The sequence below is a fragment of the Empedobacter sp. R132-2 genome (genome assembly GCF_030324375.1).
GTDB classification, from domain to species: domain Bacteria; phylum Bacteroidota; class Bacteroidia; order Flavobacteriales; family Weeksellaceae; genus Empedobacter; species Empedobacter falsenii_B.
In genome coordinates, this window is sequence record NZ_JACAGG010000032.1 from 1 (window position 1) to 13,840 (window position 13,840).

A 13,840-nucleotide genomic window follows, 5' to 3' on the forward strand; every position below is an offset into this window, starting at 1 on the left:
TTTTGTCCAACTATAGCTTGTATCCTACTAAAGTGGGTGGATATTTTATGCCCTAAATTTATTTAGGACGCTATTGGTGTTAATTTAATTTATATTTTAATAATTCGTATCCCCTCCTTCAAGACCAACTGTATTTGATTCTTTTACAGTTTTTTTAATAACATTTTTATCATCATTGTTATTTTTCGGTTGATTTATTTCTTTTTCGATGATTTGTGTAGGTGATCTATCTACAGTATTAATTTGTGGCTGGTTTTCTTCAATTTTTTGATTTTCAGTAGTTTTTTTCTTAGTATTACGCAATTTATCCAACAAACGTTTTGCTTGCTTAGCTTCTTCAGTTCCGTCATAAGCAGTAATTACAATTTCTAAAGCTTGTTCAAAATCGCTATCTTTTCCCGTTTGTTTGATTACATAAGCATTTAATAAAGCAAATTTAGCAATGATAATTTCAGTAGGAAATTTTACAATTGCTTCTTGTACTTTTTTCTTTACGTCATCATATTTTTTATCTTGATACAACGTGTATGCAACTTTGTAGGCTTCTAAAGCTTCTTTTGTTTCAGCAGTGATGTATTCAACTTCTGGATTAAGAATATAACCTGCATAAATCGTATTTGGATATTTTGTTAGAATGATATTTTTGTATTCATCTTCTAATTTTTGATCACGATTTTTATAAATACGATACAATTGATAAGTCGCTTTTAATAACACATCTTCCGATTTTGGAGGCGAAGCAACCAAGGCTTTCAACTCTTTTCCAGCTAATTCTGAGTTATTGAAAATATCAAAATATCCAGTACCTAAAGACAATTGCGTTGTATCTCTCACAACTTTCAACTCATTCAATGCTTTTTGAGAAGTTGGAATTTGATCTAAATAATAATCAAGTTCAAAACGTCTTGGATCGCCAGCAGCAATTTGCCCTGTCAATTCATTCTGTTTATCCTCAATTGCAGTACTTATCGCATTCGAATTTCTCCAATTATCTTTTAAGGAAATTCCTCCCCAAATACGTTGGAATTCTTGCTGTCCAGTCGATTTTAAATTTTGATTATAGAAATAGAATTTTCCTTTATCAGCATTATTAAAACTCGTCGTAAAACTTGCTGTTTTATTCTCTAACTGAAAAGTTTCCATTTCTTTTTGCTCTTCTATAGCTTGCTTTTCTTCTTTTTTCTTTAATTTTTCAATATAATCTGTGAAGAATTTTGATTGATCTTCTTTTGGAAGTGCTGCAAGTTTTAGAATTGAATCATTTTTCTGAACTAAATAATGTTTTTCCATCAATTTTTTCAAAACATCATTTCGTTTCTGAATACGCGTTTGATCTTCTGGCAAATTATAACTTGTTTGTGCCGAATCATAATAAGCCGATGCGTAAACATAATCGTTTTGCTTGAACTTTATATCACCATAATTTTCGAAAGCGCGCCCACGAATATAAGGATCAGACATTGGTTCCTTCAAACTCAATTTTGCATATTCTACAGCATCATCCATTTTGTCAGCTCGAAAAGCCATTTCAGAAATTCCGTAATATAACTCGTTTTTCTTCGATGCATAAATTCCTTTATTCGAGATGTCCAACAAGTTTTGCTTGTAATTTCCATAATTATTAATTTTTGGATCAAAATTAGCAGCAATCGCTAATTGCGATTTGATTTCCATATCAAATCCAGGCTTCATTTTATAAACTTGCGTGAAAGCTTCACCAGCTTCTTGTTGTTTTCCTAATTTAGAAAAAACTTGTCCTAACGTATAAAATATTCGAACTCGTTCATCTTTATTTGTAGAAAAATATTCGGCTTTTTGCAATGGATCAAGTGCTTCTTCGTACTTTTTTTGATCAATTAAAAATTGAGCATAGGTACGCGCAATCATTGTTTTTAATTCTTTACTTTTATACGGATCGTTTTCGTAAAGTTTTTGTAAAGTTTCGATTCCATCAAAGTAATTTCCACCTTTTATTTCGGCAACAGTTTTGTAAACATGCGCTTCTTGAGCGTATTTAGAATCTTTGAAATTTTTGACAACATAGTTTAAAGCATCAAGCGCTTCAAAGTATTTTTTTTGATAAAATAATGATTTTCCAATCAATAAATAAGCGCGACCCATCAAAGGATTATTTTCTTTTCCTTTAATTAACATCGAATGTTTTTCGATTGCTTTCGAAGCTTTTGCCTCTACAGCAGCAAATCCAACAGGTTTTTCTACTTTATCTTGATTATTTCGATTTCCACTTCCAATACCAAAATTGGGCGTATTAAATTCACCTAAATTAGCAGAGTCCGAAACAGAAAAATATTCTATTCCAACAGGTAAAATCTTCGAGTAATTTTCTACATAATTTGTTTGTAGTTCTGTGTTCTTTTTTTCTAACTCATCCTCAGCATTGAATACTCCATTAAACCACGATGTCATCTTGTGATATTGTCGGTTTTTGAAACTATTTTTTTGCGTAGAACAGCCGATTAAAAAACTTGCGGCGAAGATACTCAGTACAATCTTTTTCATGATAGCGAATAAAAACAAATCTACAATAAAACGTTCGATTAGAAAAAATCTTGTATCCCTCGAAAAAATAAGATAATTTTATGTGGAATAGAAATAATAGAGAAGCGACTTTTTACGGGATGATTATAAAATGATAGCTAACGTTTTAGCTTTAATGTAATTAGTGATTTGACTAAGAAAAATCATTGCAATTGTTGTTAAATTATTTAGAATATTCGTTTAAATTCGACCAATAATAATGTTTTAAAGGAACAGCATGAAAGCTTTTTTAGCGAAAATTTTTGCAAAATACATTGTCAATAAAGAACAAAAGTGGATAAATAATCCGCTGGAAACACAAGACAAAATTCTAAATGAATTGATTGTTGCTGCAAAAAATACAAAGTTTGGAGTTGATCATCATTTTGAATCAATCAAAAATTATGAAGATTTCAAATCGCAAGTTCCAATCAACGATTACGAAGGGTTGAAACATTATTTTGATGAGGTAATTGAAGGGAAACCTAATATTCTATGGCCTGGAAAACCTCTTTATTTAGCTAAAACTTCTGGAACTACTTCTGGTGCAAAATATATTCCGCTTACAAAAGAATCCGTTCCTTCGCATATAAATTCTGCTCGAAATGCTTTATTGTTTTATATTAATGAAACAAAGAACTCTAATTTTGTTGACGGAAAAATGATTTTCTTGCAAGGAAGTCCAATTCTCGAAGATAAAAATGGTTTGAAAGTTGGTCGACTTTCTGGAATTAGTGCGCATTTTGTTCCAAATTATTTGCAAAAAAATCGTTTACCATCTTATGAAACAAATGTGATTGAAGATTGGGAAACAAAAGTGCATAGGGTAGTGGATGAAACGGTGAAAGCTGATATGACGCTGATTTCTGGGATTCCGCCTTGGTTGATTATGTATTTTGAACGATTGATTAAAGTTTCTGGAAAAGAAAACGTTCAATCTATTTTTAAGAATTTACAACTAATGGTAACAGGAGGTGTAAATTATGAACCTTATCGTGATAAAGTGAATCAACTAATTGGTCGAAAAATAGATTGTATTCAGACTTATCCTGCTTCAGAAGGGTTTATTGCGTATCAAGATTCTCAAAAAAATGATGATTTATTGCTTTTATTGAATAATGGAATTTTTTATGAATTTGTTCCAGTTGAAGAGTTTTTTGATGAAAATCCAACCCGAATTTCATTGAAAGATGTTGAAGTAGGAAAAGATTATGTTCTAATTCTCAATACAAACGCAGGTTTGTGGGGATATAATATTGGTGACACAGCTCGTTTTACCTCGATAAAACCTTATAGAATTGTTGTTTCTGGTCGAATTAAACATTATACATCTGCTTTTGGTGAGCATGTAATTGGTCACGAAGTGGAACAGGCGTTGCAAAAAACTTTAGAAAAATATCCAGCGAGTGTAAATGAGTTTACAGTTGCGCCTCAAGTCAATCCAGCAGAAGGTTTGCCTTATCACGAATGGTTAATAGAATTTGATCAAAAACCACAAGATATAACTATTTTTAATCAAGAATTAGATACACAAATGCGTCGCCAAAATACGTATTACGATGATTTAATTACGGGAAATATCTTGCGTCCGCTTGTCGTTTCTGAGGTTAAAACAGAAGGTTTTCAGCATTATATGAAATCGATAGGGAAATTAGGTGGACAAAATAAAGTTCCTCGTTTGTCTAATAATCGCGAAATTGCAGATGAATTTTACAGTCTAAACTTAATTACTACAAATTGAACACACACACAACAATAGATAAAATGATTTACAAAACGGTAAAAAGTTCATTGGTAACTTTTTCGCAATTAATGCTTCCATCACATTCCAATTTTAGTGGAAAAATACACGGTGGATTCATTCTTTCTCTACTCGATCAAATTGCATTCGCATGTGCTTCCAAATACTCTGGAAAATACTGTGTCACGGCATCTGTGGATAGAGTAGATTTCTTAACGCCAGTAGAAGTAGGAGAATTATTAACGCTAAAAGCATCGGTTAACTATGTCGGAAGAACGTCAATCGTCGTAGGAATTCGAGTAGAAAGTCAAAATATCCAAACAAGTGAAATTAAACATTGTAATTCGTCTTATTTTACGATGATATGCAAAGAAGAAAATGGTGAAAAAGCAGAAGCTCCAAAATTAATTTTGAAGAATTTGAATGAAGTTCGACGCTTTTACAAAGCTTTGCATCGAATTGAAGAACATACAAAAGCAAAAGAACAAATAAAAGATCCGATTGATTATAAATCGCAAGATTTAATTGATCATTTATTGGACAATCATTTCGTGAAAATAGAACTAGATTAAAGTTTTTACATCATTAATAAATAACTCAATTCTGAAAATGAATTGAGTTATTTTGTTTATAGGGTTTTGATAAATAGTTTATATTTTATCTCCTAATTGTTATGCTCCAAAAAATTGATTATTGAATTTGAGTGGCATTACTAAATTGCAAATTATTTAATTTTAAGAAAATTAGGCATTGTATTTGTTTTATCGATTCTTAATATCAAAACCAAACTTTTTATTTAATTCATTATTATGAAAACTCTCTTCAAATTTTTATTACTATTCATTGCAAGTACAACTATTTCATTTGCTCAATCTTCTGGTTTAAATAGTCAATTAATACAAACAAATTTTACTGAAAATAGCTCTAAATCTTCAAATCCTATTAGTTTTGCTGTAGCAGGAAGTGTATTTGTTTTAGCTTTTTGTGCTTTTCGTTTCAGAAAAAAAATTGTCTAAAACGAAACAAATCATTTTTTCGAAATCAGAAAAACGATTTAATTTCTAAATTTGTAAAATGAAATATTTATTCATTTTACTTGTATTGTTAGTGCTGTTTGTTATTTACAAAAAATTAAAAACAGTTCCAATTGAAAAACCACTTCCGAAAGAAGAAGAACCAAAAATATCGTTTTTAAAAATTGAAAAAAATGATGATTTGATTGATGATTCTAATCAACAAATTTCAGAATTTCAAGTAAAAATAGATTCGGTAACAAAGAAAAAAAATACATTAGAATTCTTAATTTCTATTCAAAATAATACCGAAAAAACAGTTCGTATAAATATCGTTGAAGCTGATTTTTATTCAAATTTTTCTCAAAAAAAAATCAAAGCTGATGTTACATTTTATGGAGAATTGGCAATGGGGACAAATGATATTTTATTGAAAAATACCATTTTACCTGATTCTCACGTTATCCGAAATATTTATTTTTTCGAAACAGATTTAATTCATTTTAATCAAAACGATTATCTGGAAATTGATATAGAAATTAATGGAGAACATCATCAGTTCAAAAACTATTTTCATCAAACAACTTTCGAATCGATTAAATACATTCAGTAATCTGATTTTTTGATTTGAATTGTAAGGCTTAATTTTGCATTTCAGAATTTAGAGATATGAAACATATACAATTGATGCTTGGAAGCTTGATGCTTTTTGGATTAACAGCTTGTCAAACACCAAAAATAGTTACTGAACAACAACCAGTTCAGCAAAAAAGTTTGCAAGTTGATGGTAAAATTTATGCTGCATTTTTTCAACAACGTGCTGCTGAATATCAAGCCTTAAGCCAGCAAGCTTATAATGTTGCTAAAATGAGATTGGATGAAGCAATTGCGACAAAAGGCGCAAAACCTTTAGCGATTGTAACGGATATTGACGAAACTTTTTTGGATAATTCGTACTATGCAGTAGAAATGGCGCGTCAAGGAAAAACGTGGTCGCAAGAAACTTGGGCAAATTGGACGTCGAAAGGAATTGCAACTCCTTTGGCTGGTTCTCAAGAGTTTTTTCAGTATGCAGCGAGTAAAGGTGTTCAGATTTTTTACGTTACAAATCGATACGAAGTAGAGCGTCCTGGAACTTTGGCAAATTTAGAAAAATACAATTATCCAATTCAAAGTGCTCAGAATTTGATTTTGAGAAGTAAAGAAAGTAGCAAAGAAGCACGTCGTCAAAATATTTCGAAAGATTATGACATTGTTTTATTGTTAGGAGATAGTTTAACAGATTTTTCTTCTTTATTTGATAATCATAAATCTGAAAAAGAAAGAGCGGCAGCTGTAGAAACTTTAAAATCTGAATTTGGAAAACGATTTATTGTATTGCCGAATGTTGGATATGGAGATTGGGAATCTGCAATATTTGATTACAAATATGACTTGACGCAAGAGCAAAGAGATTCGATTATATACGAAGCTGCGAGAGAAACTCCTGTGAAATAAAGAATAAATACACAATGAAAACTGTCTTAATCGGACAGTTTTTTTTTGATTTATAAAAAAGTGAGAAATTAAATTTTAAATACATTTAACATGTTTTTGTTAAAAATAATCTATTAATTATTATTTGATCTGTAAAAAAATAATATTTATTTATTGAATATATAGTTTTTTTCTTTGTGCTGTATAATATTTAAGCATTCACCTATTTGTAAATTAAACTATAAATAACCTATATTTATAAGCTGGTTGTTTAGGCAATCATCAACCAATATTTAAAAAAAAATTATATCAAAACACATGAGTCAATCACAAAAAACTAATTGGGGTCAATTTATCCCACTGGTTACAGTATTCTTCTTTTGGGGATTCGTAGCGGCAAGTAATGAAATTTTAATTCCAGTTTTTAAAAAATCATTTGATTTATCCCAAGCCGAAAGTCAATTAGTCGCAGTAGCTTATTATATAGCTTATACGGTTGGAGCTTTAATTTATATGGGCGTTTCATTATTAGCTAAACAAGATTTAATCAATAAATTTGGGTATAAGAATTCATTATCTTTTGGACTTCTTTTATCAGCTATTGGAACGCTTTTTTTTATTCCAGCAGCCAATACAGGATCATTTCCTTTAATGTTAACAGGTTTGTTTACTGTAGGTCTAGGTTTTTCGTTGCAACAAACTGTTGCTAATCCGCTTGCAATTGCTTTAGGAGATGCAAGTACTGGATCTCAACGTTTAACATTAGCTGGAGGTATTAATAACTTAGGAACTACAATTGGACCTTTAATTGTTGCTTATGCAATTTTTGGTGCAGGAGGAGAAGGAGAAACAACTTTGAGTATAGAAGCAGTTAAAATTCCATATTTGTGTTTGGGTGTTGCTTTTTTAGCTGTTGCTATTTTCTTGAAATTTTCGTCTTTACCAAATCATCCAGAACAAGAAGAGGATAGTGCGATTGCAACTTCAAAAAATGATAAATCATCAGCCTTAAAATATCCTCAATTATTATTAGGAATGCTTGCGATCTTCTTATATGTAGGTGTAGAAGTTTCTACTGTAAGTAATTTACCAGCATATATGCACAATGAATTAGGGTTCGATATACAAGGAGTAACACCATATGTTTCGTTATATTGGGCAAGTATGATGATTGGTCGTTGGGGTGGTGCAGCAGAAGCATTTGGTTTAGATAAGACAAAAACATTGGCTCTTAAATTTATAGCACCTTATTTAGCTTTTGGGATTTTCTTATTAGTTAATTACATTGCAGGGCATGATTTGAAACCATTTTATCTATATAGTGTAATTATTTTAATAATGATTTTAGCTTCTTTATGGACAAATGGAAACCCTGCTAAAATGTTATTAACTTTCTCAATTATTGGAATTGTAGCATTATTAATCGGAATGAATACAACTGGTTTAGTCTCTATTTATTCTATTACAAGTGTTGGTTTGTTCTGTAGTACATTATGGCCTTGTATTTTTGCATTAGCAATTAATGGTTTAGGAAAAAACACTTCGCAAGGAAGTAACTTCTTAATTATGATGATTATGGGAGGAGGATTAGTAAGTATATTCCAAGGGTATATTGCAGATTTATCAACTGTTCATTCTAGTTATATTGTTTGTATTTTATGTTTTGTGTATCTTGTATTTTATGCAATTGCAACGCCTAAAATTCTTAAAAAACAAGGAATAAATCTTGGTGAAGTTAAATCTGAAGGAGGACATTAGGAAGATTTAATATTTAGTAATTTAATAAAAGGCTGTTTTATAATTTATTATAAAACAGCCTTTTCAGTTATTGAATTAATATAATAGGTGAAGGGACAAGAGAAACAACAAATTACAACATTTTGACAAGGTTCTAGAAAATATTCTAATTAGAATAATTCAAATACCACTACCCAGACAGCATCGCTATAAATCTATTTACTGGTCTAGGGATTAGTGCTAATGGAGAAAATTATATTACTGCTCAAAAAATAAATTAGTGAGTTAATAAAAAACTCAACCATTTGGTTGAGTTTTTTATTTCTTACGATATGCCAATATTTTATCAATACGATTACCGTCTTTGTCTACAATTTCTAGTGTCAAATCTTCTACTTCTACCTTATCACCAACATTTGGAATGGTTTCGTATTTATCTAAGAAAATTCCAGCAACGGTAACATATCTATTTTCGATGTCTTCGTCGATATCAATCTCAAAAAACTTCTCGAATTCATAGATCGAAAATTGCCCATCGATCAACCATGTACCATCTTCACGTTCTACGATTTCGTAATCTTCGTCTTGGTTCTCTGGTGTATCACCAACCAATTCGTCCAAAATATCGTTTATTGTTACAATTCCAGCCGTCGTACCATATTCGTCTAAAATAATGGCAAAATGTGCTTGTGAATTCTGTAACATTTCCAACAAAGGATAACTAAACGAATTTTCATTGACAAAAATAGGTTTGTGTATAAATTTTTTCAGGCTAAAATCTTCCTTACTTACACCAAACATATCTTTTAGTTTCAAGATACCAACGATTTCGTCCAGATTATTGTTCTTCGTAACAGGGTAGGCTGAATATTTATTTTTCTTAACTTTTGCACGTGCTTTCTCATAATCATCTGAAATATCTAATGAAGCAATTTCCGAACGATGCGTTGCTAACGTGTTCACACGACGATCTCCAAGCTCGAAAACACGTTCTAAGATTTCGTGTTCTTTTTCCTGAATTTCACCACCTTCTGTACTTTCTTTGATGATATTTTTAATTTCTTCTTCCGAAACAACTTCGCTGCTATCGTCTTTAATACCAAACAATTTTAAGAAAAAATTATTGGTAACTGTTAACAACCAAACGAATGGAGAAGTGATGATAGATAACCATTTCATCGGTTTCGAAACAATAGTAGAAACCATTTCAGGAAATTTCATTCCCAAACGTTTTGGTAATAATTCGCCAAATACAATCGAAAAATAAGTGATGATTACTACCATAATAATTGGAGAAAGTGTTTTGGCGTAAGGTGCAATGAAAGAAATAGATGTTAAAAATTCTGTTAAATTTGCAGTTAGTTTATCACCCGAGAAAACCCCTAATAAGATACCAATAAGGGTAATTCCGATTTGTACGGTTGATAAAAATTTGTTCGGATTCTCAGCAAGTTCTAAAGCCGTTTTAGCACCAGAACTTCCTTTCTTCATTTGATTTTCTAATTTGAATTTTCTTGACGAAACAAGTGCCATTTCTGACATGGAAAAAATTCCGTTCAATAAAATCAATACGATTATTATAACAATCTCCACTTTTATTCTTTAATTTTGATAAAAATAAACCAAAATCTAATACTTACCATAATGTCTCAATTTAATATTATGAAATTTTCTTATTTAATTTTACTTGCTTTTATGCTAAATGCTGGTTGTGCTTTCGGTAACAGCGATCAAACTCCAGAAGAAACAGATACTATTTTACCTACTTTTACAACGGCTGAATTGATTGGTAAAGGCAACCCTACGATGGTTGGAAATGGGTATAAATTGTTGCCAGAAGTTGCAAAACAATTTGAATTAATGAAAGCTGATGCACAAAAAGCAGGTTTTAAAATACAAGTGATTTCGAGCTATAGAAATTATACGTATCAAAACGGAATTTGGGAGCGCAAGTATAAAGCAAATCAAGCGAAGAAAATTGCAGCGAAAGAAAACATCGAAAAGATTATTGAATATTCTACCATTCCAGGAACTTCTCGTCACCATTGGGGAACTGATTTGGATATTATAGACGGAACGCGCGGAATACCAGCAGATCCGTTGAATGAGAAACATTTTAACGAAGGAGGATCAATGCATAAATTTAAACTTTGGTTAGATGAAAATGCATCTAAATATGGTTTTTATTTGGTGTACACGGATAATTCAGCGAGAAAAGGATTCAAATATGAACCGTGGCATTTTACGTATAAAGCGATTTCTGAACCGATGTTACAAGCTTATAAAAAGCTTGATATTAAAAAGGTTTTACAAGAAAATAAATTGTTAGGAAGCGAAAATTTTACAGATGATTTTATCGAAAAATATCGAAAAGAAAATATTTTGGATATAAATCCTGTTATTAAATAGTTAAAGCTCCTTTTTGGAGCTTTTTTTGTGGTATCTTTAAATAAAATTTAAGAGATTATACTTTCTGATGAGATTAACATTTTTCATATCGTTATTTTTGAGCATGAGTTTACTAACTTTTGCCAAACAATCGATTGTGAAAGATTTGGATGGCGATGGAAAGTTTGACAAGGTTTCAATTAATTTTGAAACGAATAAAATAGAGTTTTTACTTTCTGATACTGAATATAAAAAGCAGAGTAGTTTAGCTTTTAATGAATTGGATCGTAATACGAAGATTGAGGAAACAAAGAAAGGTTTCAAGATTATCAATAAAATAGGAGATGTTTTGTTTACATCTTATTTTCGATACAATCGTCAGACAAAAAAGATTGAATTATCTGCCATAAAACGTTCAATAGTTTCGGATGATTATTCGAAAGAAAATGGCGAATCAACTTTTATTACAGCTACAAAAGAGTTTATTGCGAAATGGAATAGTTTGGATAAATCATCAAATAAAGTGATTGCTTTACCAACGCTAAAAACTAAAATTGATTTGGATGTTATTTCTTTGAATGATTTTAATGATGCATTTCTGAATAAATTTAATCAACAAAGTTTGACTTTTTATAAAGCTGAAATCTCCAAGCAAAAATAATTATTGCTCCAAATCTATTGTTCTGAATGTTAGATTAATTCGTGGCGAATTTACTTTTTTAGTAGGAGGTAAGCGATGCAGCCAATAATCTTGTGTTTCATTTTTCATAACTAATAAACTACCACTTGCAAGATTTAAAGCAATTACTTCTTTAGTTTCTTTATGTTTAAAACCAAATTTACGTTCAGCGCCGAAACTTAGCGAGGCAATTGCGCAATGACGTTTCAATTGTTTTTCACCATCACTATGCCAAGCCATCCCTTCGGAACCATCGTGATATAAATTTACCAAACAAGAATTATAAGTTTCGCCAGTTTTTTCCTCAGCTAATTTTTTTAATTCAAGTAAAGTATCAGTCCAAGGCAAAGCTGTTTTCATGATTTTGGAATAGGTATAAGCAAATGGAAAATCTCCATACCAAGCAATTTTTCGTTTAGTTTCTATCAATTTTCCAAATATTATTGCTTGATCGTTTTTCCATTCAATTTCATTTAATAATATAGAATAATAATGATGCGCTTTTTCATCGGTCATAATTTGTCCAAAATAATTTACAGTTCCATCTTTTGGAAGTAGATTTTGTTGTCCGTCAAATAAATCGTTAAAAAGATCCATTTATAGTTTTATATGATCAAAAATAAGGAATTTAGATTTAATTCAGTTAATGTAATGTGCAGATAAATAAAGTTTTACTAACGTTTGTTATTTAAAATTTAATATTGAATAAGTCAAAAAAAAATTGGATTATATAATTTTTTATTTATTTTTATTTAACCAAAATTTAACACAATATGAATAAATTGATTTTTAAGAACACAATTAAGTTCTTCCTTGTAAGTAGTATTTTACTTCTTGTTTCTGTCTTTTTAAAAATGTTAAATGTAGATCATGCGGATTTTATCTTGAACATCAGTTTCTCGGTTACAATTATTTCGCTTATCGCTGTAATGATGAGTTATAAGACTATAAGGGGGAAAAACAATTTTTCTATGGATTAATTTTTACGTATTAATTTAATTAATAATTTTGGTTGTTTATTTGTGAAAAGATAAACAACCAACTATTGTTATTTTAATAAACTGCCTCAGCGATTCTTTTTGTATTTATAGAATTACTCATTGTATAAAAATGTAATCCAGGAACACCAAAATCGATCAACTCTTTACATTGTTGAATACACCATTCAATTCCGATTTCCTTGATTCGTTCCTTATCTTTCGACTTCAAAACTTCCATTGCCAAAGCTTCTGGTAAGTCCAAATAGAAATTTTGTGGAATCGACGTTAGTTGATTGAAAGTTGTCAAAGGTTTTATACCCGGAATAATCGGAATATTAATATCCATTTCGCGACATTTTTTAACGAAATCAAAATATTTCTGATTATCAAAAAACATTTGCGTCACGATATAATCAGCTCCCAATTCCACTTTCTTTTTCAAATAATACAAATCCATTGCAAGATTTGGTGATTCGAAATGCTTCTCAGGATAACCCGCTACACCAATACAAAAATCCATTGCATGCGATTCTTGTAGTTCGTCGTCTAGATAATTTCCTGTATTCAAAGCAGTAATTTGCTCAATCAATTCCGAAGCATTTGCATGTCCACCAACTTCAGGAACAAAAGATTTTTCCGATTTTATAGGATCTCCACGTAAAACCAAAAGATTGTCAATTCCCAAGAAATTCAAATCGATTAACGCATCTTCTGTATCTTCTTTTGTAAATCCACCACAAATCAAATGCGGAATTGCGTCTATCTTATAATGATTCTGTATTGCAGCACAAATTGCAACTGTACCAGGACGTTTTCGTACCTGATAACGTTTCAATAACCCATTTTCTTTCTGTTTGTAAATATACTCTTGACGATGATAAGTTACATCGATAAAAGCTGGATTTAACTCAACTAACGGGTCTAAAGTTTTGAACGTCGCATTGACATCTTGTCCTTTCAAAGGCGGTAAAATCTCTACAGAAAATAATGGTTTTCCGTTTGCGCGTTCTATATGTTCGGTAACTTTCATTCTTTATTTTATCGTTTAGCGAAGTTCGAATCTCGAATTTCGATTATATATTTTCTTTTATATGGGCGTTTCCTTCGGGCGGGCTTTTCGTTACAATCTTTTTTGTTAATTTCGACTTCGTCCAATCAACAAAAAAGGATTTTCACTACAATCCCTAACGCATTTTTTTATTTTGTTCTACGTTCGTTGTCATTCCGAGCTTGTCGAGGAATCTGAGATTCTTTATTTCGAAATGCTCATTTTGAATGATAAATTTTA

Annotated in this window: 12 protein-coding genes; 8 read left to right on the forward strand and 4 right to left on the reverse strand. The window is 30.6% G+C overall.

Features of this window, described 5'->3' with window-relative positions; all coding sequences use genetic code 11:
• Positions 1–96: 96 nt before the first annotated feature.
• Positions 97–2,520, reverse strand: coding sequence for a type IX secretion system periplasmic lipoprotein PorW/SprE (porW, locus tag HXZ69_RS12425; RefSeq protein WP_502875749.1), 2,424 nt, complete (start codon positions 2,518–2,520; stop codon positions 97–99).
• A gap of 256 nt (positions 2,521–2,776) precedes the next feature.
• On the opposite strand from porW, the gene HXZ69_RS12430 reads away from it, so the two are divergent.
• The 6 genes from HXZ69_RS12430 (at position 2,777) to HXZ69_RS12455 (ending at position 8,526) form a co-directional block, all read left to right on the forward strand.
• Positions 2,777–4,279 carry a GH3 family acyl-acid amido synthetase gene (locus HXZ69_RS12430; RefSeq protein ID WP_286496170.1) on the forward strand — a complete coding sequence of 501 codons (1,503 nt, stop codon included), beginning with the start codon at positions 2,777–2,779 and terminating at the stop codon, positions 4,277–4,279.
• Positions 4,276–4,851 carry an acyl-CoA thioesterase gene (locus HXZ69_RS12435; RefSeq protein ID WP_376741545.1) on the forward strand — a complete coding sequence of 192 codons (576 nt, stop codon included), beginning with the start codon at positions 4,276–4,278 and terminating at the stop codon, positions 4,849–4,851. Before HXZ69_RS12430 ends, HXZ69_RS12435 begins: the two co-directional genes overlap by 4 nt.
• Before the next feature lie 237 nt (positions 4,852–5,088).
• On the forward strand, positions 5,089–5,295 hold the full coding sequence (locus HXZ69_RS12440) for a hypothetical protein (RefSeq protein ID WP_125350324.1): 207 nt from the start codon (positions 5,089–5,091) through the stop codon (positions 5,293–5,295).
• Positions 5,296–5,353: 58 nt separating this feature from the next.
• Positions 5,354–5,905, forward strand: coding sequence for a hypothetical protein (locus tag HXZ69_RS12445; protein ID WP_219035068.1), 552 nt, complete (start codon positions 5,354–5,356; stop codon positions 5,903–5,905).
• 56 nt (positions 5,906–5,961) lie between these two features.
• Positions 5,962–6,789 carry a 5'-nucleotidase, lipoprotein e(P4) family gene (locus tag HXZ69_RS12450; RefSeq protein WP_125350322.1) on the forward strand — a complete coding sequence of 276 codons (828 nt, stop codon included), beginning with the start codon at positions 5,962–5,964 and terminating at the stop codon, positions 6,787–6,789.
• Positions 6,790–7,086: 297 nt separating this feature from the next.
• The gene (locus tag HXZ69_RS12455) at positions 7,087–8,526 is read left to right on the forward strand and encodes an MFS transporter (protein WP_125350321.1); all 1,440 of its coding nucleotides are present in this window, start codon (positions 7,087–7,089) and stop codon (positions 8,524–8,526) included.
• 297 nt (positions 8,527–8,823) lie between these two features.
• Here the strand turns inward: HXZ69_RS12455 and HXZ69_RS12460 are convergent, their stop codons facing one another.
• On the reverse strand, positions 8,824–10,098 hold the full coding sequence (locus HXZ69_RS12460) for a hemolysin family protein (protein WP_125350320.1): 1,275 nt from the start codon (positions 10,096–10,098) through the stop codon (positions 8,824–8,826).
• Between the two features lie 69 nt (positions 10,099–10,167).
• Here HXZ69_RS12460 and HXZ69_RS12465 point away from each other — a divergent pair, with 69 nt between their 5' ends.
• On the forward strand, positions 10,168–10,914 hold the full coding sequence (locus HXZ69_RS12465; protein WP_280037621.1) for a M15 family metallopeptidase: 747 nt from the start codon (positions 10,168–10,170) through the stop codon (positions 10,912–10,914).
• Positions 10,915–11,017: 103 nt separating this feature from the next.
• Positions 11,018–11,554: a hypothetical protein gene (locus HXZ69_RS12470; RefSeq protein ID WP_219035070.1), complete on the forward strand. Its 537-nt coding sequence runs from the start codon at positions 11,018–11,020 to the stop codon at positions 11,552–11,554.
• Here the strand turns inward: HXZ69_RS12470 and HXZ69_RS12475 are convergent, their stop codons facing one another.
• Together HXZ69_RS12475 and metF are read right to left on the reverse strand one after the other, a co-directional pair.
• Positions 11,555–12,169, reverse strand: a complete 615-nt coding sequence (locus HXZ69_RS12475) for an alpha-ketoglutarate-dependent dioxygenase AlkB family protein (RefSeq protein WP_286496171.1) — start codon at positions 12,167–12,169, stop codon at positions 11,555–11,557.
• 456 nt (positions 12,170–12,625) lie between these two features.
• Complete coding sequence (metF, locus tag HXZ69_RS12480; RefSeq protein WP_125350316.1) at positions 12,626–13,582, reverse strand: methylenetetrahydrofolate reductase [NAD(P)H]; 957 nt, start codon at positions 13,580–13,582, stop codon at positions 12,626–12,628.
• Between the last annotated feature and the right edge of the window lie 258 nt (positions 13,583–13,840).